The organism is Nitrospira sp. Vd2 (genome assembly GCF_979581665.1).
Window position 1 is genome coordinate 11,223 of the sequence record NZ_CEFZSK010000020.1, and the last position, 21,325, is coordinate 32,547.

A 21,325-nucleotide genomic window follows, 5' to 3' on the forward strand; every position below is an offset into this window, starting at 1 on the left:
GCTATGCCACAGTTTGAGAGCCATTTCTTTTCGTCCCTGCTGTTTTGGGAGCTGGTGTCGTTCGGCATCTTGCTCTGGGTCCTCTACAAGTATGCCTGGCCGCCGATCCTCGACACGCTCGAGACGCGGGAACGGAAGATCCGCGAAAGCTTGGAGCAGGCCGAGCGTCACCGCGTGGAGGCCGAACGCAAGATGCAGGAGTATGAGGCCAAGTTGGCGGCTGCGTCACGCGAAGCGGAAGCGGTCCTGGCTCAAGCCAAGGAGCGGGCGCAGCGGCTGTGGGATGAGAACGAGCAGCGGTTGGTGACGGAGGCGGAGCGTGTGAAAGCCGATGCGGCTCGTGAGATCGAGCATGAGCGCCGCAAAGCGATTCAAGAGATTCGCGCTCACGCAACAGACCTGGCCCTCCTGGTCGCTGAGAAGGTGGTGGAGCGCAGCCTCACCGACGCCGACCACCGTCGGATGGCCGATGAAGCGCTTGCCGCCGTTTCGAAGGTCTACGGTCGCTGACCCGGGGCGGCGTTCGCGCCGCCCGGCCGGTATCCTTCGAGATCGACCGTCACGAACCGGAATCCCAGCCTTTGCAAATCCCTGCTGATTCGGTCCCGGCGGCGCTGATCCTCCATCAACAGTCGTCCGGCGTCGTCGAGCTCCAGTCGGGCGATCTCGCCGTGATCTCGCACACGGAACTGTGTGAACCCTTCATTGAAGAGGACCGCTTCGGCGTGTTCCACACGATGCAATCTTTTCACGGTGATCATCGTGCCATGAGGAATACGGGACGATAAGCACGCCGCAGCCGGCTTGTCCCAATTCGAGAGTTTCAACTCCTTGGCCAGCGCGCGCACCTCCGTCTTCCCGATTCCCGCTTCAACCAGCGGGCTGCGCACCCCCCATCGCCGGGCCGCCTGAAGCCCGGGGCGGTCGTCGCTCAGGTCGTCGAGGTTCGTACCGTCGACGATGACGTTCGCCTCAAGTTCTGGCTTCAAGTGGCTGATCAATTCGTACAGGTCTGTCTTGCAATGAAAGCAGCGATCCGCCTCATTCCGCACGAAGGCCGGAATTTTCAGCTGATCCGTCTCAACGATCAGATGCCGCGCACCAATTTCCTCCACCACGCGCTTGGACTGCTCGAGCTCTCGTTCGGGAAAGGTCGGTGAGACGGCCGTCACGCCGACCGCCTGTGCTCCCAAGCACGCGTGCGCGACCTTCAGGACTACCGTGCTGTCAATGCCGCCCGAGTAGGCGACCAATACGCTGCCCATTTCCTTGAGCGTGTCTTCCATTCGCCTGAGTTTGTCGAGCAGCAAGGTCGGGCCGTTCATGACTTGATCTTGGCTTTGGCTTGGTTCGCCACGACAACCAAGGCGTAGCGCTGTGGGTGAAGGTATTGCTTGGCGACACGCATCACGTCGTCTTTGGTCACTTGCTCGATGAGTTTTGGGTATTTCGTGAAGTAATCGAGCCCCAATCCGTACAACTCCACGAGAGCCAACACCTCCGCCAATTTTTGAACCGTATCAAGGCGCAACGGGAAGCTACCGATCAAGTAGGCCTTCGCATCCGCCAATTCTTGATCGCTCACCGGCGCTTCCCGAATCCGATTGATTTCCGTCAGCACGCCGGCGATCGCCTGGTTGGCGGCCTCGTTGCGCGTCTGCAAGCTGACCACGAAGGGGCCGGGCAGGAGATTCGCCTCGAAATGGCTGCCGACATGATACGCCAGCCCTTGACTGTCCCGAATGGAATCCATCAGCCGTGAGGAAAACCCACCGGCGCCCAGAATGTAATTCATAACGGTGACGGCATAATAATCGGGATTCGTCCGACTGATGCCGACGTGCCCCATGACGACCGTTGCCTGGGTCAAATCCTTGTCGATCAGCTTGACAATCGGCTTCTCTAATCCATGCGCCGGGGAAGGAAGCCGGGAGGCCGTCTCCCCGCGCTTCCATGCCCCGAAGCGCTTGACGATCTGCGCGCGCGCCTGCTCAACGGTCAAATCGCCGACCACGACGAGAATCGTTTGGTTCGGCACGTACTCGCGGCTATAGAACTGCAACACGTCCAACCGTTTGATCTTCGGCAACGTGTCCTCCGTCCCGTTGACCGGCCACCGATACGGATGGTTGGCGTAGACGAGCTGCTTGAAGGCCTTGGCGGCGACCTGACCCGGATCTTCACGTTCGCTCTGAATTTCCCCGAGGATCAGCCCTCGGACGCGCTCGAGCTCCTGGTCGGGGAAGGCCGGATGCAACAGGATATCACTGAACAACTCGAAACCAAGTTCGGTATCCTTCTTCAGAACGCGCGCGGACGCGACGGTAAAATCCTCTGCCGCCTTGGCTTGCAGCGTGCCGCCGACGAACTCGATCTGCTCGGCGATCTGTTTGGCCGACCGCGTCGTCGTGCCTTCGTCCAGTAAGCCTGCAACGAGGTTTGCCAAGCCCGCTCTGTCCGGAGGATCGTGAGCGGCACCGGTCTTAATCAGCGCATGCAGATGAACGATCGGCAGTGCATGCTGTTCCAGAACCAGCACGGTCAGCCCGTTGGGAAGGACAAAACGAACCGGATTGATCTCGGCAGCCCCAAGGCTGCGAGCGGAGGAGAGTAGGAGCAGGCACGCCAACATCAGCCGCGCCGGCCAGCAGAGAGCACACCTCAACCTCATGATTGCCCCTCCGGTCCCTGACCGGATTCACCGGGGGTTGGAACGAGAATGCCGACGGTTCGCGCGTCCGGAATCAAGTATTGCCGAGCGACGCGCTGAATATCCTGTGCCGTGACGGTTCGGATCCGTTCCAAGAATTTGTCGATCTGTTTCCAGCCCGCTCCAACCGATTCCGCCTGCCCCAGCAGCATGGCTTGGCGAAAGTTGGAGTCTTGACCGAAAATGTAGTCCGCCTCTACCTGGTTCTTGGCGCGCTGCAATTCCTGATCAGTGGGCGGCGTCTGTTGCAGCCGCTCGAATTCTCGGTAGAGCGCCTCCTCGACCTCTTCAAATTTCACACCGGGCCGCACCATGGCGAAGCAATAGAAGAGCTGCGGCTCGGTCTGCAGCACGCTGTACTCCGCGCCGACCGCGAGCGCGATCTTCTGCTCGTACACGAGGCTGCGATACAGCCGCGAGCTCTTGCCGTGCGAGAGGATCGATTCGAGAATCGTCAAGGCATACGCATCGTCGCTGGCATAATTCGGCGCGCGGTACCCGGCCATGACGAACGGCAATTCGGCGGGACGTTTCAGAAGAAAGCGCCGCTCGCCGCGCTGCTCCGGTTCGACCACGCGCTGCGGCGGCGGCATCGGACCCTTCGGGATGGGCTCGAACAGCCGTTTGATCGTGGGAAGGAGCCCGTCGGCTTTGATGTCACCTACGATCACCAGCGTCGCATTGTTCGGGCTGTAATGGGTGTCGTAGTAATTCTTGAGATCCTCGAGCGTCATGGCGTTGAGGTCCGAAAACCAGCCAATGACAGGCCAGTGGTACGGGTGCATGAGAAACGATTGTGCAAACAACATCTCGACCAGGGCCGACTGCGGGTCGTCCTCGGTCCTCAGCCGGCGTTCTTCTTTGACGACTTCTCGCTCCAGTTGAAATTCCTTGTCGTCGAGCATCAAGCCCTGCATCCGGTCCGCCTCCAGCGCCAGCGCGAGGTCGACTCGGTCGGCAGCCAAATTCTCGAAGTAGGCCGTGAAGTCCTGACTGGTAAACGCGTTATCATTGCCGCCGTTCTTACGGATGGTGCGGGAAAACGTCCCTTTGGGATTGTGTTCCGTCCCCTTGAACATCATGTGCTCGAGCATGTGCGACAGCCCGGCGCGACCCATCACTTCATTGCGGCTCCCGACCTTGTACCAAATCTGGACGGTGACGACCGGAGCTTTGGCATTTTCCACCAGCAACACTTTGAGACCGTTGCTCAAGATAGACTCATGGACATTGGATAGCCCCTCGATTTGCATCGAATCGGCGGCGGCCGCCGCCCAGATCGCGAGGATCAGCAAAGAGACAGCGAAAAGCTTTGTGGGGACATCGCGTCGAAACCGACATGCGGTCATATTATCCGTGTGCCGAGACGGCTGGCGTGCGGGTCAGCGGAGGTGGAGGAATAAGGCCAAGCTGTCCACATGCCCCCAATACGTCTCGTCCTTTGCTTTTTCGTATGAAGACGTCAAACCCCGAGCTTCTGAGTTGCGTTTGAAACCGCTCGACGACCGCGTCCTCGGGCCGTCGATACGAACTGCCGCCAAACGCGTTGAAGGCAATAAGATTGATCTTGCACCGCATACCGCGCAGGAGTTTCGCCAGCCGCCTGGCGTCCTCCAGGCTGTCATTCACATCGGCGAGCAACACATATTCAAAGGTGAGTCGGCGATGCGGCGCCAGCGGATAGGCGCGACAAGCGGCGAGGAGCTCCGCGAGCGGGTGCAGACGATTTGCGGTCGGCATCAGTCGATCGCGCTGCTCGGACGTCGTCGCATTGAGGGAGATCGCCAGATTGACGCCCAACGCGGCCAGTTCCGGCATCCGGCTTGCCAGACCGGCGGTCGAAACAGTGATCCGGCGGGGTGAGAAGCCGAATCCCCACGTCGAATTTGTGATTCGCCCAAGCGCGTCACGGACGGCCTCCACGTTGGCTAATGGTTCCCCCATGCCCATGAAGACGAGATTCGTGATCGTTTCGTCCGGTTTGAGATGATCCTGAACGGCGAAAAGCTGCTCGGTGATCTCGTGCGCCTGAAGGTTGCGTTTCAAACCCATCGTGCCAGTCAAGCAAAACGTGCAATCGAGGGTGCAGCCGACTTGCGTCGAGAGACAAAGCGTCAAGCGGCGCCCCTCGGGGATCAGGACCGCCTCCACGTGAAGGCCGTCTTCGAGCGCGATGAGAAATTTCCGTGTGCCGTCGGAAGCGATCAGTTCCCGCACATCCTGCCGGCGCCCGATTGTCGCGATTGAGGCGAGCCGCTCGCGATCCGCTTCCGATAGATCGGTCATGTCCTGAATTCGGCGGCTACGATGGCGGTAGAGCCACCTCAGCACCTGAGTGGTTCGAAACCGTGGCCAGCCGAGGGACTCAAGGAGCTCTTGGAGCAGGCGAGGACTAAGAGCGAGAAGATCGAGTGGTGTGTCTTGTTGAGGACGAGCAGCGGTCGCGGCACGCATGACGTGAGCCTAACACAGCGGGAAAATCGGTGACAAGCAAAGGCCGCGTGGAACAAGAGGACCATGCGTGGACCTCGCTAGGGGCCTTTGTTATAATCTGCGCATCCCTGCTGGCGCGTGGTTGACGACACGGAATGCGATCCATCATTCATTCGCTCCTCCTCGTCCTTTTCCCCCTCCTGACTTCCTGGACCTTCGCAGGCGACGTTCCGACAGTCGGTCCATCTGCGGTGACGACATGTATCGCCACGCCGGACAGTTGTTTTCGCGCCGCCCTCAAGGGGCGAGACAACGGCACGTCGTCCGCCGATAGAGTGAAAGGCCGAGTGGAACGCCTTCGCGCGATCTATGGTGCCGAACCGGACTCGATTTGGGGGAAGCGTGCCAATCTCGCGCTGGCGCTCGTGCTCCTCGAGAGCGACCCCGCCGAAGCCGGGCAGAGATTGCGAACGGTACAAGTCGATTTTCCCATTCTCGATGACTACGTTCGGTTTTGGATTGGGGACGCCATGTTTCGACTGGGCAATATGGCGGAAGCCGCGGCACTGTTTGAATCACTGTCCGCCCTGCCGGACACGCTCCTCAGAGGGCGGGCCGCCTACCGCGCTGGAGAGGCGTGGTATCGGTCGGGGCAATGCGCTAAGGCAAGCGATCTCTTCGCCCGCGCGATCGCGATTGCGCCACAGGACCTTGTTGCTCCCACTGCTCAATTCATGCTTTCCGATTGCCAACTTCGCGAGAATCGGCGTCTCGACAGCGTCATGAGCCTCAAGCAATTGTGGGTTCGCTATCCCAACGCACCGGAGGCGAGAGAAGCGGCTCTGCGGCTGACACTGAAGATCAACGGTGAGATGTGGCAACCGTCTCCCGAGGAGTGGTTGGCCCGCGCCAATACCTTTCTCTCTTTGGCATTGCATGCCGAGGCAATCGACGAATTTCAAAAATTTCTCGGTGCCGCCCCCTCCCATCCCAAGCGCGACGAGGCGAAATTCAAACTCGGCACGGCGTATGTCCGGTTGAAACGGTACGATCAAGCCCGTGAGGTCTATGACGCATTGGCGCATAGCCGCTCTGCATTGGCCGGGGAGGCAGCCGTATGGTTGGCACGGATTTATCTTCGGCAGGACCAGGGCGATCGCCTGCTCGCGTTGCTGCCGTCGCTGCCAGCCGGCGTCGGGTCCCCCGATCAGCGCGCCAGTATTCTGATGTTCGCCGGTGTCTGGCTCGATGACCACGGGCAGCCGGAGCAGGCGATCGAGAAGTATCACCAGGCGATCGAGACGGCGGAGGGAATGGGCCAACGTCTTGAAGGCTTGTGGCGCGTCGGGTGGGTCCAGTACCGGAACGGACGGTACCAGCAGGCGCTTCGCACCTTCGAGCGGCTGACCGCAAGCCCAGAGGACCCTCAATGGACACCGCAATCACTGTATTGGCTGGCACGGACGCAGGAGCGACTGGGGGACTCGCGCGCGGCGGACGTCTACGCAGACCTGTGCCGCCGCTACCCCTTCACCTATTATTGTCAGTTGGTGCAGCAAGCCGGGAAGGGAGGCAGCGCGCTCATGGTGTTGCCGGTGGACTCGGCCTCTTCGGCTCAGGCGCCCTCGGAGCTAAGGAAGGACGTGCACTATCTGAAAGCCATCGAGCTGAAGTGGGTCGGCGCGGACCAAGAGGCGGCAAAGGAGTTGACGGCGTTGGCTGAGCGGTCCCCGAAGGATCGTACAATCATCGTCGAGCTGTGCGCATTGTTGCGCGAGGCTGGTGAATACCATCAAGCGTTACGGTTGGCGCGATTGTATTTCCGCGATCCTATCGAACGTGGTGCCGGGGACCCCATCCCGACCGTTCTCTGGTCCGCTGCCTACCCGACGGCCCACCTGCCGGTGATCCGAAGCCATGCCGAATCCCTTGACCCCCTGTTGGCCGCAGCCATCATTCGAGAGGAAAGTCAGTACGACGCCCGCGCCCTGTCCCGCGTCGGGGCGGTCGGTCTCATGCAGCTCATGCCACTGACCGCTCAGACGGTCGCCAAACAGGTTGGAGAAGGCGTGGGCAGAGAGGATTTGTTTGATGAAGCGACGAACATTCGTTACGGTGTTCGTTACCTAGAGCAGCTCTTACAGCAGTTTGGCGGCAATGTCGCTCATGCGGTTGCCGCGTACAACGCCGGGCCGCAAGTCGTCTCGACCTGGATCGCCGCGCACCAGGGCCGCGATCTCGATGAGTTCGTCGAACTGATCCCGTTTCAAGAAACACGGTACTACGTCAAACGGGTGCTGCGAAGCTATCGTGAATATCAGCGGCTCGTCAGCGCGTTGTGCGACGTCAGTTCGCTTGACAAGGGGTGTTGAAGATTCTATAGTCCGGCCATTTTTTATCCCGACACGCATCGGGTAATCCAACGGAGTACGATGGCACTGGAAAAGCTGGAGGCACTGGAAGCACGCATTCGGAATCTCGTCGAGATCGTTCAAGAATTGAAACGGACCAACGCGGCGCTGCAATCCGAGTTGCGGACGGTGCGCGGACGGTTACTGGAGCAAGAGGAGCTCAATCGGCGCTGGGAAGAGGAGCGGACCGACGTCAAATCTCGGATCGAAAAGGTGTTAGGCGAACTGGACGTCCTCGACGCGCTCGGGGAACCCAAGGAGGTCGCCCTTGATTACGACCATTGATGTGGAGATCTGCGGACACCCGTACACGATCAAGGGAGAGGCAAATGAGGCGTACGTTCGACAATTGGCGGCATACGTCGATGAGCAGATGCGCCTCGTGGGAAAGGACCTTAAAACGGTCACGATGTCCAAATTAGCGGTCCTTGCCGCGATCAACATTGCGCATCAGCTCTTCGAGTGCCAGCGGATGCGGGCAGAGGGCGAGGCGGACATCGACCGGCGAGCCGCCAGCTTGATGGAATCCATCGAGGAGCACTTACAGGTCGTGCGAAAGCCGTGAACCACTGTGCGCTTGCAATGAACCGCCACTTTTTGATACGGTGCCATTGTCCCTAAGGAAAGGGAAGTGGACGAGGGACGAAGTTGAGGCGTGACGGCTCAGATGATCGACTCTGACAGGCTCTTGACGTGATTGTTGCATTGACCATTCTCGCTGTGGTGATAGGAACCTGGTGGGTGCTGCCGATCCCGATGAGTGGCGGAGCGCTTGCTCCTCTTCTTTGGCGGCAGTCTTCTACTCGTATCCGAAGTTGGCGATCTGCTGAGAAGATAAGGAGAGGCCGTGGTGATCCCCTGTCCGGGATGATCCGTGAGGAACGCGAGCGGCGGCGTCCGCGATCCCTCCTCTCCGCGACCGGCCGTTCGCCTGTCCCTGGTTCATCGCCACGCTAAGCCTGTTTGTTTAGGGTCTGTCCCGTCCTGCACGTCTTCCTCTTCGTGCATCTGCTCCGGTAGCGTGGTCCCGTCCCACCCTCTTCCTCCGCAGACTCGAAAGGGGTGCCCATCATTTTTACCACGATCGTCACATACCTCGCCGTAGCCGTTCTTGGCGCGGTCATCGGAGTCGTCCTCATCGGCGTGCTTCAGCGACGGAAATGGGCCGCGGAGCGTCAACAAGCGGAGGAACATGCACGGCAGACGGTTCAAACCGCGGAGCGCGAGGCCGAAAATCTCGTCAAGGAGGCCAAGCTGGAAGCCAAGGACCTGCTCTTGCAGGCCAAGGCAGATCTGGAGAAGGAACAGAAGCTCCGGCAGGGAGAGATGGTCGCGCTCGAGCGTCGGCTGCTTCAGCGGGAGGAGCAACTGGATCGCAAGATTGCGGCAATCGAGAAGCGGGAGGCAGACGCCCAAAAAAGGGACGCGCTTCTATCCAAACGCGAAGAGTCAGTGGCGGCGAGTGAAGCCGCCGGCGAACGACTGCTCCGAGAGCGACGGCAGGCGCTCGAGCAGGTCGCGGGCATGACCATCGAAGAGGCCAAGCGGCACATGATCGCGGAGATCGAATCTGAGGCCAAGCGCGAGGCGGCCGGCATTGCCAAGCGAGTCATCGATGAGGCCAAGGAGAACGCCGAACGGGAAGCCCGCGAAATCATTTCACGGTCGATTCAACGTGTCACGCGTGACTACGTCTCCGAGGCGACGATCTCGGTCGTGCCGATTCCCAACGATGGCATGAAAGGCCGGATCATCGGCAAGGAAGGCCGTAATATTCGCGCCATTGAAGCGGCCACCGGCATTGATCTCATTATTGATGAGACACCAGAAGCCGTCATCATCTCGGGCTTCGACCCGCTCCGTCGCGAAATTGCCAAGGTGTCGTTGGAACGGCTGATGCACGATGGTCGGATCCACCCGACGCGGATCGAGGAAATCGTCGAAAAGGTGAAGACGGATCTGGATAAGATGATGATCGAGGAGGCCGAGAAGATCATTTTTGAGGTCGGGCTCTCCGATTTCCATCCGGACCTCGTTAAGATTCTCGGCCGGCTGAAATACCGGACCAGCTATGGACAGAACAATCTCTACCATGCCCGTGAGGCGGCGTATATCTGCGGCATCATGGCTTCCGAATTGGGCCTGGACGTCAAGTTGGCCAAACGCGGCGCCCTGTTGCATGACATCGGGAAAGCGGTGAGTCATGAAGAGGAAGGGCCGCATGCCATGCTTGGCGCCGACATCGCCAAGCGCTATGGCGAATCGCCCAAGGTCGTGAATGCCATTGCGGCGCACCATGAGCAGGTCGAACCGATCTGCCCGGAAACGGTCCTTGTGGCGGCCGCTGAAGCGCTGTCGGCGGCAAGACCCGGCGCTCGGCGTGAAGCGTTGGAAGCGTATGTCAAGCGACTGGAGAAGCTCGAGTCCCTCGCCATCTCCCTGGCCGGCGTTCAAAAGGCGTATGCGATCCAGGCCGGTCGTGAAATCCGCGTGATCGTGCGGCATGACGAGGTGAGCGATGCGGAATCCTCGTTGATGTCCCGAGAGCTAGCCCGACGAATCGAAAATGAATTGACGTATCCCGGCCAGATCAAGGTGACGGTGATCCGTGAGAGCCGGTTCGTCGATTTCGCGAAGTAGCGTTATGAACGTTCTGTTTATCGGCGACATCATGGGAGAGCCGGGGCGGCGGGTCATCACGCGCCGCCTTCCCAAGCTCGTCATGGAGCATGCCGTCGACGCCGTGATCGGCAACGGCGAGAACGCGGCCGGTGGCTTCGGCATCACACCTGAGCTCGCGCAAGAGCTGTTCGACGAGGGCGTACAGGCGATCACGCTCGGAAACCATGCGTGGGATAAGAAGGAGATCGTCGACTATATCCGTCATGAACCGCGGTTGTTGCGGCCGGCCAATTATCCCGATGGAGTTCCGGGTCATGGGCGGACGATTATCCAAACTGGGACGGGAGACCGGGTCGGTATCGTGCAGCTCATGGGGCGGGCGTATATGCCGACGCTCGATTGCCCCTTTCAAGTGGCCCGCCGAGAGGTGGCCGCTCTCAAGCTCGAGACCCGCGCGATCATCGTCGACATGCACGCAGAAGCCACGTCCGAAAAGATGGCGATGGGGTATTTCCTAGACGGAGAAGTATCGGCCGTCGTTGGAACACATACCCATGTCCAGACCGCCGACGAGCAGATCCTTCCGAAGGGGACGGCATATCTCACCGATATCGGAATGACCGGACCTGTCCACTCGGTCATTGGGATCAAGAAAGAACTCGCCATCGAGAAGTTTTTGACCGGCATGCCGAGGCGATTCGAGGTTGCCTCCGGGCCGGCGGTGCTCTGCGCGGTCTTGATCCAACTGGACGCGACGCTCGGCAAGGCCGTCGCGATCCGCCGATTCCGAATTCCGGAGTGATCCGGCCAATCATCCGCCGACGCTTGCGATGTTTGGAGCCCTCCAACGTGTATTGACGGTCACCGATTTGACCGTCCTGATCCGCAACCGCCTTGAAGAGACGTTTCCGGACGTTTGGGTAGAAGGTGAAATCTCCAATCTTCGTGCGCCGGTCTCAGGGCATCTCTACTTCACGCTCAAAGATCAAGTAAGTCAGATCAGAGTAGTCCTGTTTCGCACGGCCGCCGTTCGGCTCCGCTTTGCGTTGCGAGAAGGATTGCACGTGATCGTCCGAGGGCGCCTGACGGTCTACGAGCCGCGCGGCGAGTATCAAATCTCGCTCGATTACCTAGAGCCGAAAGGAGTAGGAGCGCTCCAGCTTGCGTTCGAGCAGCTGAAAGACAAGCTGGCACGAGAGGGTTTGTTCGACCCGGGTCGGAAGCGGGTGCTTCCGCTTCTCCCTAGATGCATTGGAATCGTGACGTCTATTTCGGGCGCCGCGGTTCGGGACATGCTCATGATCCTCCACCGGCGGTGCCCACGGCTTACTATACGGCTCTATCCCGTCTCAGTCCAAGGAGATGGCGCCGCGCACCAGATTGCGGCGGCCATAGAAGAAGCGGGCCGGTCCGGCGACCTCGACGTGCTGATCGTCGGGCGTGGCGGTGGGTCCATGGAGGATTTGTGGAGTTTCAACGAAGAGGTGGTCGTGCGCGCCATTGCCGCCTCACCGGTGCCCGTCGTCTCTGCCGTCGGTCACGAGACGGACGTCACCTTGGCCGACTTCGCGGCCGATGTGCGGGCGGCGACGCCGTCGGCGGCCGCCGAACTCGTCGCGCCCGTTCTGGGTGACCTGCTGCACACCCTCCGTGAAGTCACCGGCCGGCACGAGCGCGCTATTCGCCACCAGTTAGCCGCGATAGAGCGGCGGGTCATCGGCCGATGTGAAGCTATGCCGGTTCTCTTCGTCCGCATCCATCGCCACGCTCAACGTATCGACGACCTCCTTGACCGTCTTCGAGGGACACTTGCCGCAAAGCTCGCTGGCGTCCGGCAGTGCATCTATCAGAGCCGGCAGGATCTTCTCGTCTGCAGCCCACGAAACACGATCAGGGGGGCTTCCGTCTTGGTCACTCAGTTGGCGAAGAGATTGGAGGAGGCGGCCGGACATATGCTGGGCTTGCAGCGCCAGCGTGTCGGTGCGGCGGCCGGCAAGTTGACCTCCTTAAGCCCGTTGTCCGTGCTAGCCCGCGGCTATAGTATTGTCGATCGCATCGCAGACGGAGCCATCGTTCGGCGAGCTTCAGATGTTTCGGCTGGTGAACGTGTCCGTGTGCGGCTGAGTGCCGGGCACCTGATCTGCGTCGTCGATATGGTGAGCGGAGAGTCAGAGCGCTTGACCTGAAAGAGGCAGAGCGTGATAATAACCGCATTTCACCTGGGGATTTCATGGCAACGATTAAATTTGAGGACGCGCTGGCCCGCTTGGAAACGATCGCGACCGAGCTCGAACGGGGCGACCTCCCGTTGGATGAGTCGTTGAAGATTTTCGAAGAAGGTATCCGGCTCTCGAAAACCTGCTTGAAAATGCTCGATGACGCTGAACGCAAGGTCGAAATTCTCGTGCAAGAGAAAGACGGCAAGAAGCGGCTTCGCGCATTTAACCCCGGCACGGAGGAGGCGGGCGATCTGCTGTCCTCCGTTTGAAATTCGTCCGCGTCACCGATCCCCCGATAGATATATCGCCGGCTTCCTTCATGGCGAGAACTTCCGGCCGTGATCGCCTCGATCAAGCACTGGTCATTCGCGGGCTCGCACCAAGCCGTGAACAGGCCGCCCGCTTGATTCTGGCCGGTCATGTCAAAGTGAATGGTGTGCCCGTAGACAAGCAAGCGACGCCGATCAGCGCGAACGATCACATCGAGGTGAGCGGGCGAGCCGAGCCCTATGTCAGCCGAGGCGGACGCAAGTTAGAAGCCGCGTTGAAAGCCTTTGCGATCGATCCCCGTGGCATGGTCGCGATGGACGTCGGCGCGTCCACCGGTGGGTTTACAGACTGCCTGCTGCAACACGGCGCAGCCCGGGTTTACGCCGTCGACGTGGGATACGGACAACTTGATTGGCGTTTGCAACAGGACCCGCGGGTCCTCGTTCTGGACCGGCAGAATATTCGTTATCTCCCGTCGTCTGCGGTCGCCGATCCCATCGATCTTGCCGTCATCGACGTCTCTTTTATTTCCCTCAGACTGGTGTTGCCTGCGATCGTCCCGTTCCTTACAAGCGGTGCCTATGTTGTCGCACTGGTGAAGCCGCAATTCGAGGTCGGCCGGGGGCAGGTAGGGCGAGGCGGCATCGTTCGGGATGAGACTCAACGGCAAGCCGTCGCTCAGCGTGTCATCAATGATGCGAGCGCGTTGGGACTGCTCTCTCTTGGTCTCATTGACTCGCCAGTGATCGGACAAAAGGGGAATAAGGAAATCCTGGCTGGGTTTCACGTGTCGAGGCAAGGGACGGAAGGTCGGAGCGGTGCATCGCAGGTCCACACACATGGCGCACAGGGAGAGAGGAGCTCGGCATGAAGATTCTCGTGACCGGTGGGGCGGGCTTTATCGGCTCTCATCTCGTCGATCGATTGGTGCAGGAGGGACACGATGTCGTCATCGTTGATGACCTCTCGACCGGCAAACGGAGGAACGTCAATCGGGCCGCTGAATTTTACAAGGTCGACATCCAAAGTTCGCGGATCGAGCAGATTTTCCGCAAAGAGCGTCCCTCGCTCGTCATCCATCTTGCGGCGCAGATGAATGTCCGGCGATCGGTCGAGGATCCCATTTTCGATGCGCAAGTGAACATTCTCGGGATGCTGAACCTGTTGGAGCAAGCGGTGAAACATGGCAGCAGGAAGATCATCTTTGCATCTTCCGGCGGCGCGGTGTACGGCGAACAGGATGTGTTTCCAGCGCCTGAAGATCATGCCACCCGACCCCTTTCACCATACGGCATCAGTAAACTCACCGGGGAGCATTACTTGGCCTACTATCAACACGTGAGCGGGATTCAGTACGTCTCGCTCCGGTATGCCAACGTGTACGGGCCGAGGCAGGACCCGGAGGGAGAAGCGGGCGTCGTCGCGATTTTTGCGAGAAAAATGCTGGCGGGAGAACAACCCGTCATCAACGGCAATGGCCGTCAGACCCGCGACTTCATTTTCGTGGAAGATGTCGTGGAAGCGAATCTTGCCGTCATGGGGCAAGATATTCAGGGTATCTACAATGTGGGCACCGGGAAGGAAACCAGCGTGAACGAACTCTTCATGGTGCTCACCGGCCTTACCGGCTCAAACTTCAAGGGCATCCATGGGCCGGCGAAGAAAGGCGAGCAGGCCCGTAGCGTCGTGGACATCACGAGGATCCGCACGGAACTGGGGTGGGAGCCTCGTGTAAGCCTCCCAGACGGCTTGAAGCGCACGGTCGAGTTCTTCCGTGAAGAACTTGACCGGAGCAGCCACTGAGTGTCGACAAGCGTCAGCGATAGCGCGGCACCGATGGATCAACCTGGACCGACCAAGCGTCGATGCCACCGATAAGGTTCTTGACGTTCGGGAATCCCTGCTGAACCAGGAACCCCACGGCATCCGCACTTCTCATCCCATGGTGGCAGTAGGCGATGATCTCGCTATTTCTATCGAGCTTGTCGAGCGATTGGGGGAGACTCCCCAGTGGGATCAAGACGGAGCCCTCGATCTTGGCCAACGAATACTCGTAGGGCTCTCTGACGTCCAGCAAAAACAGCTTATCCCCCTTGTCCAAGCGTTGTTTTAGCTCCTGCACCGTAATCGTGTATGCCATGCCGGCCCTCTCAGTATCCAATTGAACAGATTGTGAAGCACCATGAATTCTTCTTTTCTGTCAGAATGTTGCAGTGTATAGGGCAAGACAGGTCAGAGTAAAGGGGTTCCTATGACTAACGAGACGATTATTGTCTTGGTGACGGCGTCTTCGCAGGAGGAAGCGAGGAAGATTGGACGGGCTCTTGTTGAGCAGAAGCTCGCCGCCTGCGCGAACCTGATCCCGAGCATTACCTCGATCTTCCATTGGGAGGGGAGGATTTCAGAAGAAAATGAAACGCTTGTAATCTTAAAGACCCGCCGAGCTCTTTTCGAGCGTTTGCGGGATACCGTCGCCTCTCTTCATAGTTATGATGTGCCGGAAATCATTGCCGTGTCAATCGCCGAAGGAGCCGACTCCTACCTTCGATGGATTGCCTCTGAGACTCTAAGCTGTTGAAATTAAATAATTTGGAAACAAAATTGTTGACCGCGGATTTTGCTTTGGGTACACTTCGCTCAGTAAACGCCCAGGTATGCTACGCATACAGGAGTCGGTTATGGATGAGCCAAAAGATTCCTATACAGTGATGATCTTCAGAGGGTCGATGGCGGGACCGCTGAAGTTCAGTTTTTCACGGTCCGTGGTCCGAAAGGCCGTGATCGTAGGCGTCGTTCTGGCGATCGTTCAGGTCGTTCTCCTGTCCCAAGCTGTACTTCGCATCGGAGAAATGTGGGAACTGAAAGCCCTGCGAGCCGAGATGGCCTCCGTTCGCGAACAAACCACCTCGTTCTCCAACACTGCCAGCGAGCTGCGACGTCGGCTGATGGCCATGAAAGAGGTCAATCAACGACTTCGGCTGATGCTGGGAATTGAAGCTCCCAAGACCGAGACCATCACGGACGGTAAGGGAGGTGATCCCGAGCCGCCCGCGGAACCTAAGGATGTCAGTGGCTTGCTCAATCCTCCTTCTGAGGACCAACCGATCGCCAAGGCCGACGGTGAGGAAGTGTCTGATGGTCAGAATAGTGTGGCGCTTTCACAGGTTCAGGAGACGCTGACATGGCTCCAGCGGGAAGCGGGAACCGAGGAGCAGTCACTCCATGATCTGGAGAGCGTTGTACAGAACAAGCAAGCCCGATGGGACGCCACTCCCTCCATCTGGCCCGTCAAGGGGTGGGTGACCTCGGGATTCGGGAAACGTGTGTCGCCCTTTACCGGCCAGGTGATGATGCACGAAGGGTTGGATATCGGAGCGCCCTTCAATACGCCGGTCGTCGCGCCTGCCGCCGGCCGTGTCGTGACGACCGGGTTCGATCCGCGGATGGGCAACGTCATCAGTGTCGACCATGGGTTTGGTATCGAGACGCAATACGGGCACTTGGCCAAGATCCTCGTGAAGAACGGTCAGAAGGTCAAACGAGGCGACATTATTGCTCTGGTCGGCAGCACGGGGTTGTCCACGGGCCCCCACCTTCATTATCTCGTCAAGTCGAACAACCATGCCGTCGACCCGCAGCGTTATATCCTGGACTAATTTTCGCTAGAGAAGACCTTGCTTGTGAACGGCCCGACGATCGGGCCGTTTTTTTGTCTGCACACCGGTCCGCCCACCTGGTAGAGTGAAGAACTTGATCAACTGAAGCGTTTCCCGCCGGAGGCGTCATGACCGATCTGGAGATTGCGCGATCCGCACGATTGCGGCCGATTGCCGACGTCGCAGAGAGCCTTGGCGTTTCTTCCGCTGACCTCATTCCTTACGGCCGCTATAAGGCAAAGGTTAGCCTCTCAGCGCTCGATGGCCGGAGGGGCGTTCCAACAGGTCGGTATGTGCTCGTCACGGCGATCAATCCGACTCCACTCGGCGAGGGGAAGACGACGACGGCCATTGGGCTCGCCATGGGATTGTGCCGAAAGGGACATCGAGCAGCGGTCACACTCCGGCAGCCCTCGCTGGGCCCGGTCTTTGGTATCAAAGGCGGTGGCACTGGTGGGGGAAGGTCACAGGTCGCGCCAATGGAGGACATCAACCTGCACTTCACGGGCGATGCCCATGCCGTCGCTGCTGCTCACAATCTCCTAGCCGCGTGTCTCGATAACCACCTGTTTCATGGCAATACGCTTGAGATCGACTCAGCCGAGATTCTCTGGCCGCGAGCGATCGGAGTGAGCGATCGCGTCTTGCGAGAGGTTCAACTAGCGCCCCCGCATACCATGGAGGCGCGCGCCGCCCGGTTCGTCATTACGGAAGCATCTGAAGTCATGGCAATCCTCGCCCTGGCTCAAAACCCCGAGGACCTCCATCGCCGCCTTGACGAGATTGTCGTGGCCTTGACCCGGCATGGGACGGCGGTGCGGCCGCGCGACCTTCGTATCACAGGCTCCATGGCGGTCCTCCTCCGAGATGCGCTGTTGCCAAACCTGGTCCAGACCCTCGAAGGGACACCCGCATTCGTCCATACCGGTCCCTTCGGTAACATTGCTCATGGAAACGGTTCGATTGTGTCCGACGTGCTCGCGTTGCAATGCGCCGATTATGTGGTGACGGAGGCTGGATTCGGCAGCGATCTCGGTGCGGAGAAATTCTTCAATATCAAATGCCGGGCGTCCGGGCTCAAACCGGATGTTGCCGTCGTCGTCGCCACGTTGCGGGCCCTGAAGCTCCATGGAGGCGGGGGAACCGTCAAGGTCGGCCACCCGTTACCCTCGGGCTTGACTGGGCCAAATGAAAAGGCGTTGGAAAAGGGGTTCGCCAACCTGGAGCAACACATCGCCAACGTGCTGGCGCACGGGGTGCCGGTCGTCGTCGCGGTCAATGCGTTTGAAAGCGATCCGCCCGACGAGTTGGAGTATGTCAAGCGGCGAGCGGTCGATGCGGGAGCATGTGCAGCCGAGGTCTCAACTCACTGGGCGCATGGCGGGAAAGGCGCCGAAGCACTGGCCGAAGCCGTCATCGATGGGTGTCGGCACCCGTCCAACTTTCACTTTCTCTATTCTCAGGAAGCGGGCATCAAGGAGAAAATTCAGACCATCGCGACACGGATGTACGGTGCGGCCGGCGTGTCGTACGACGAAACGGCCGAACGCCAGATCGAGCTGGCCGCACGGCTGGGCTTTGGTCACCTTCCGATCTGCATGGCCAAAACTCCGCTCTCCCTCTCGCATGATCCGCAATTAAAGGGTCGGCCGGCCGACTTTATCGTGCCGATCAAGGAACTGCGGATCCTGGCCGGAGCGCGATTTCTCACGGCGGTGTGTTCGGGCATTCAACTCCTCCCTGGCCTGCCCGTACATCCGGCCGGCGAGCGTATCGATCTCGATCTCAAGACGGGACATGTCGTTGGCCTTTCCTGACACTCGTTCGCCTAACGCTGCCTTAAGAACTTCAGGAACTCGGAGTCCGGACTGAGGACCAACAGGGAGCGGCCATTGAGCGTCTTCTTGTACGCCTCCATCGTCCGGATGAATTCGAAGAATTTTGGATCCTGCCGGTACGCGTCGGCGTAGAACTTGAACGCCTGGGCGTCGCCTTCCCCGCGAAGCTGCTCGGCCGTCTTATAGGCCTCCGCGAGAATGATCTCGCGATCCTTTTCCGCGTCCGATCGAATCTTCTGCGCCTCTTCGGCACCTTCCGCCCGGTATTGCTTGGCCTCGCGTTCGCGCTCCGCTTGCATGCGGGCGAAAACCGCTTTCTCGTTCTGCTCAGGGAGATCGGCTCGCTTGATCCGGACATCGACGATTTCGATGCCGTAGGGCGTTGCCTTTTCATTGGCCCGTTCCGTCACGATCGCCATGATGTCGGATCGGGTTTTCGACACGATCTCCGAGAGGTCATGGCGGCCGACTTCCACGCGCAGCTCCGAGTAGATGATGTCGTCCAGCCGTTTCAACGCGCCGCGTTGCGTCTGGAACGCTTGGTAGACCCTCAGCGGATCGGTAATCCGCCATTTCGCAAAATTGTCGATCAAGAGGGTTTTCTTATCCTGGGTGATGACGTCCTGCGCGAGCGAATCGTAATCCAGCAAGCGCCGATCGAAATACGTCACCTCTTGGATAAAGGGAATCTTCCATTGAAGGCCCGGGGTGGTAATCGACCGAACCGGCTTTCCGAGCTGGACGACAATGGCACTTTGTGTGAGATCAACGACAAACAGCGGTGAGGCGCCCAACAGGAGCAGCAGCACCAGGATCGCGACGATGGCGGTCAGCAGGTTCTGACGTTTCATGGTGCAGACTTTTCCTCACCGGCCGGCGTCGAGCGGGGTAAGCGATCGAGCGGGAGGTAGGGGAGAAGGCGGCCGGCGGCTTTCTCATCGATGATCACCTTTTCGACGCCCGGCAGCAATTCCTCGAGCGTCTCGATATACAGCCGCTTGCTGATAATCTCCTTCGCCTGGCTGTACTCCTTGAGCATCTTCACGAACCGGTCCGCCTCGCCCTGAGCGCGCGTGATCCTCGCCTGCGCGTAGCCTTTCGCCTGATTCACGATCTGCGCGGCCTCGCCCTTGGCTTTTGGAATGACGTCGTTTCGGTAGCCCTGGGATTGGTTGATGAGCTTTTCACGGTCTTCCTTCGCGCTGGCGACGTCTTTGAAGGCCGCGACGACGGCTTCCGGAGGATCGACGTCTTGGAGCTGCACCGCCGCAATCTGCACACCGGCTTGATAAGCATCGAGGATTTTTTGGAGCAGGACCTGAGTGTCCTGTTGGATCTGAGCCTTGCCGGTCGTCAGCGCTTCGTCGATCTTGCTTTTCCCGATGATTTCACGCATCGACGCTTCGGCGGCCTTTTGGATGGTCTCTTCGATTTCATCGACCCGGAAGAGATAGTCGCCCGCATTCTTGATCTTATACTGGATGATGAACTCGACACCGACGATATTCTCATCGCCCGTCAGCATGAGGGCTTCCTTGGGCCGCATGTGCTGGCGACCTTGCTGGTCTGTGCGGAAGCCGATCTCCACGCGGTGAAGCTTCTCGACCTTCGGCTTGACGACCGTCTCGATGAACGGCAGCTTCAGATGCGGGCCGGGGGAGGCCGAGCGGACCACATCGCCGAATCGCTTGACCACGCCCTCCTCGTCGGGCGCGACGATAAACGTACTCTGCCAGACGACAATGAGGAGGCCAAGGACGAAGAGGAGAGAGGGAAGGCCTTTGCCCGGCATCAGTTTTTGAAACCGGGATTGCGCCTCATGCAACGCGTCGTCGAATGGTGATCCCTTTGATGCCCAAGGATCCTTTGGGTCCCAGACCATACTCGTGGAAGCGTGTCCTGACGTGCTGACCGGAAACGGCGTGGACGCACGATAGCAACTTTTCCGGTGAGGAGCAACAGTAGTAGCCGGCAGGGCGACCCGACGAATGGCGTCTATGACTTGACAGTGGACCGCATCAGACCGTCGGCCTGCGGTGGCGAAAAGCCAAGAAACCCTTCGTGGCGTTCGGTCAATTCGAGGACGGAGAAGGCAGCACCGTCGACCTGCTCGGGTTCGGAGAAAATTTGCCGTAGCGGACCGCCGCGGGCGCCGACAACATTTCCGGCGAAGCGCACGCCCTCTCGGGTCAGGCGATCGATCGCGACCTCGATGTCCTCGACCCGAACGGCGATATGGTGCAATGTGGCATCGCCGAACCGGCCCACCCACGCCGGAATGATACTCGTCCGGCCGCGCTCTCCGGCATACGCTTGATCGATGAACAAGGGCGGATACCCGGGCTTGCGATAAACCCGTGCAAACCAGTCCTCATACTCCAATCGCTCTGCCGGCGCATAGCCGAACGGTGTGAATTCTTCCGCTCGTCGCTCGATGTCATACGTACGGAAAGTCAAATGATCGGCAACCGGCCAAAAGCCGATGCCAACCTGGTCCAAGCGTTCCTTTAGAACGCGAGCCGCTCGGTTGCGGGTGATGAAATCCGCGACATACCGGGCCAGGCGTTCATCGAGATCACGGTCGGAGGCCATTGGTGAGTCCCTCGTGGCTCAAGCATGTAGCAGGCGTAGCACATGGGGTCAACCGGGGAGGGAATCGGCGGAAGAGTACGTAAGGATAAGTCTGATGGACTTAGAAATGAAAGCCGACGACAATATTCTCTTGTCGCCGTCGGAAACCGCGTCGCTTTGCGGGTGGTGGCGTGCCGATCATACCGTCAGCCCTTACGGCCGTGCACGGCCCTTCCCTGAGTGGCTGGTAGAGGCTTCCTTCATTAGACGTCCAGGGCCGACCGGAATGGCGAACGTCAATGCGCCGTCCATCAGCCGTGTTGTTCGCAGGGCACGGTGAGGCGAATCCGATAAATGAACACGAGGTGTACCGAGTGGGTCTGCAACCCCTGATCAGCCGACTCAGCCGTAGCGCCCAGTACTCTGGAATCCTGATCTCGTCTGCCGCCGGCATCATCATGGCGAGCTGGCTCCTCGGGTTCGGGAACGGCCCGGCCTTGGACGCGACGATGAAGTTGAACACGGCGGTCGCCCTCTTGCTCGGAGGATTTTCCCTGTCAGTGCTCGCACTCCCTTCAGCCCGCCTCACTCCAGT

The 21,325-nt window shown here is 59.4% G+C and carries 21 protein-coding genes; 13 read left to right on the top strand and 8 right to left on the bottom strand.

The features are described 5' to 3' along the window. The first annotated feature begins 3 nt into the window (after nucleotides 1-3). Entirely contained in the window at nucleotides 4-510 is a 507-nt protein-coding gene (gene atpF, locus AC1U7K_RS09230; protein WP_480250875.1) for a F0F1 ATP synthase subunit B, read from the top strand. On the opposite strand, the gene larE is transcribed toward atpF, so the two are convergent. From larE to rlmN, 4 genes are read right to left on the bottom strand one after another with little or no spacing between them, the layout of a single operon-like run. Beyond that, a complete protein-coding gene (larE, locus tag AC1U7K_RS09235) occupies nucleotides 498-1,325 on the bottom strand; it encodes an ATP-dependent sacrificial sulfur transferase LarE (protein WP_480250876.1) in 828 nt (275 codons plus the stop codon). The genes atpF and larE overlap by 13 nt on opposite strands. Next, the gene (locus AC1U7K_RS09240; protein WP_480250878.1) at nucleotides 1,322-2,671 is read right to left on the bottom strand and encodes a M16 family metallopeptidase; all 1,350 of its coding nucleotides are present in this window, start codon (nucleotides 2,669-2,671) and stop codon (nucleotides 1,322-1,324) included. The genes larE and AC1U7K_RS09240 overlap by 4 nt, the downstream gene beginning before the upstream one ends. Next, complete coding sequence (locus tag AC1U7K_RS09245; protein WP_480250879.1) at nucleotides 2,668-4,059, bottom strand: M16 family metallopeptidase; 1,392 nt, start codon at nucleotides 4,057-4,059, stop codon at nucleotides 2,668-2,670. The genes AC1U7K_RS09240 and AC1U7K_RS09245 overlap by 4 nt, the downstream gene beginning before the upstream one ends. Before the next feature lies 1 nt (nucleotide 4,060). After that, on the bottom strand, nucleotides 4,061-5,164 hold the full coding sequence (rlmN, locus tag AC1U7K_RS09250; RefSeq protein ID WP_480250881.1) for a dual-specificity RNA methyltransferase RlmN: 1,104 nt from the start codon (nucleotides 5,162-5,164) through the stop codon (nucleotides 4,061-4,063). A 230-nt stretch (nucleotides 5,165-5,394) separates the two neighbouring features. Between rlmN and AC1U7K_RS09255 the strand changes: the two genes are divergently transcribed. The 9 genes from AC1U7K_RS09255 (at nucleotide 5,395) to AC1U7K_RS09295 (ending at nucleotide 14,468) form a co-directional block, all read left to right on the top strand. Beyond that, nucleotides 5,395-7,515 (top strand): lytic transglycosylase domain-containing protein, encoded by a 2,121-nt coding sequence (locus AC1U7K_RS09255; protein WP_480250882.1) that lies wholly within the window; start codon nucleotides 5,395-5,397, stop codon nucleotides 7,513-7,515. A gap of 60 nt (nucleotides 7,516-7,575) precedes the next feature. Then, entirely contained in the window at nucleotides 7,576-7,839 is a 264-nt protein-coding gene (locus AC1U7K_RS09260; RefSeq protein ID WP_480250883.1) for a cell division protein ZapB, read from the top strand. Then, a complete protein-coding gene (locus AC1U7K_RS09265) occupies nucleotides 7,823-8,119 on the top strand; it encodes a cell division protein ZapA (protein ID WP_480250885.1) in 297 nt (98 codons plus the stop codon). The genes AC1U7K_RS09260 and AC1U7K_RS09265 overlap by 17 nt, the downstream gene beginning before the upstream one ends. 497 nt (nucleotides 8,120-8,616) lie before the next feature. Next, entirely contained in the window at nucleotides 8,617-10,194 is a 1,578-nt protein-coding gene (gene rny / locus AC1U7K_RS09270; protein WP_480250887.1) for a ribonuclease Y, read from the top strand. A 4-nt stretch (nucleotides 10,195-10,198) separates the two neighbouring features. Continuing rightward, nucleotides 10,199-10,978 carry a TIGR00282 family metallophosphoesterase gene (locus AC1U7K_RS09275; protein ID WP_480250888.1) on the top strand — a complete coding sequence of 260 codons (780 nt, stop codon included), beginning with the start codon at nucleotides 10,199-10,201 and terminating at the stop codon, nucleotides 10,976-10,978. A gap of 28 nt (nucleotides 10,979-11,006) precedes the next feature. Continuing rightward, on the top strand, nucleotides 11,007-12,362 hold the full coding sequence (gene xseA / locus AC1U7K_RS09280) for an exodeoxyribonuclease VII large subunit (protein WP_480250889.1): 1,356 nt from the start codon (nucleotides 11,007-11,009) through the stop codon (nucleotides 12,360-12,362). Nucleotides 12,363-12,406: 44 nt separating this feature from the next. Beyond that, the gene (gene xseB / locus AC1U7K_RS09285) at nucleotides 12,407-12,664 is read left to right on the top strand and encodes an exodeoxyribonuclease VII small subunit (protein WP_480250890.1); all 258 of its coding nucleotides are present in this window, start codon (nucleotides 12,407-12,409) and stop codon (nucleotides 12,662-12,664) included. A gap of 50 nt (nucleotides 12,665-12,714) precedes the next feature. After that, nucleotides 12,715-13,536: a TlyA family RNA methyltransferase gene (locus AC1U7K_RS09290; protein WP_480250892.1), complete on the top strand. Its 822-nt coding sequence runs from the start codon at nucleotides 12,715-12,717 to the stop codon at nucleotides 13,534-13,536. After that, nucleotides 13,533-14,468: an SDR family oxidoreductase gene (locus tag AC1U7K_RS09295; protein WP_480250893.1), complete on the top strand. Its 936-nt coding sequence runs from the start codon at nucleotides 13,533-13,535 to the stop codon at nucleotides 14,466-14,468. Before AC1U7K_RS09290 ends, AC1U7K_RS09295 begins: the two co-directional genes overlap by 4 nt. A 13-nt stretch (nucleotides 14,469-14,481) precedes the next feature. Here the strand turns inward: AC1U7K_RS09295 and AC1U7K_RS09300 are convergent, their stop codons facing one another. Continuing rightward, on the bottom strand, nucleotides 14,482-14,805 hold the full coding sequence (locus AC1U7K_RS09300; RefSeq protein WP_480250895.1) for a rhodanese-like domain-containing protein: 324 nt from the start codon (nucleotides 14,803-14,805) through the stop codon (nucleotides 14,482-14,484). Between the two features lie 111 nt (nucleotides 14,806-14,916). On the opposite strand from AC1U7K_RS09300, the gene cutA reads away from it, so the two are divergent. The 3 genes from cutA to AC1U7K_RS09315 all read left to right on the top strand — a co-directional run bounded on the left by cutA (nucleotide 14,917) and on the right by AC1U7K_RS09315 (nucleotide 18,138). Next, a complete protein-coding gene (gene cutA, locus AC1U7K_RS09305) occupies nucleotides 14,917-15,243 on the top strand; it encodes a divalent-cation tolerance protein CutA (protein ID WP_480250897.1) in 327 nt (108 codons plus the stop codon). Between the two features lie 100 nt (nucleotides 15,244-15,343). Continuing rightward, nucleotides 15,344-16,321: a M23 family metallopeptidase gene (locus AC1U7K_RS09310; protein ID WP_480250898.1), complete on the top strand. Its 978-nt coding sequence runs from the start codon at nucleotides 15,344-15,346 to the stop codon at nucleotides 16,319-16,321. Nucleotides 16,322-16,449: 128 nt separating this feature from the next. Beyond that, entirely contained in the window at nucleotides 16,450-18,138 is a 1,689-nt protein-coding gene (locus AC1U7K_RS09315; RefSeq protein ID WP_480250899.1) for a formate--tetrahydrofolate ligase, read from the top strand. Between the two features lie 11 nt (nucleotides 18,139-18,149). Here AC1U7K_RS09315 and hflC read toward each other — a convergent pair whose 3' ends face one another. From hflC to AC1U7K_RS09330, 3 genes are all read right to left on the bottom strand, one after another. Further along, nucleotides 18,150-19,010, bottom strand: coding sequence for a protease modulator HflC (gene hflC, locus AC1U7K_RS09320; protein ID WP_480250901.1), 861 nt, complete (start codon nucleotides 19,008-19,010; stop codon nucleotides 18,150-18,152). After that, nucleotides 19,007-20,041 carry an FtsH protease activity modulator HflK gene (gene hflK / locus AC1U7K_RS09325; RefSeq protein WP_480250902.1) on the bottom strand — a complete coding sequence of 345 codons (1,035 nt, stop codon included), beginning with the start codon at nucleotides 20,039-20,041 and terminating at the stop codon, nucleotides 19,007-19,009. Before hflK ends, hflC begins: the two co-directional genes overlap by 4 nt. A 113-nt stretch (nucleotides 20,042-20,154) precedes the next feature. After that, nucleotides 20,155-20,751 (bottom strand): VOC family protein, encoded by a 597-nt coding sequence (locus AC1U7K_RS09330; RefSeq protein ID WP_480250904.1) that lies wholly within the window; start codon nucleotides 20,749-20,751, stop codon nucleotides 20,155-20,157. Between the last annotated feature and the right edge of the window lie 574 nt (nucleotides 20,752-21,325).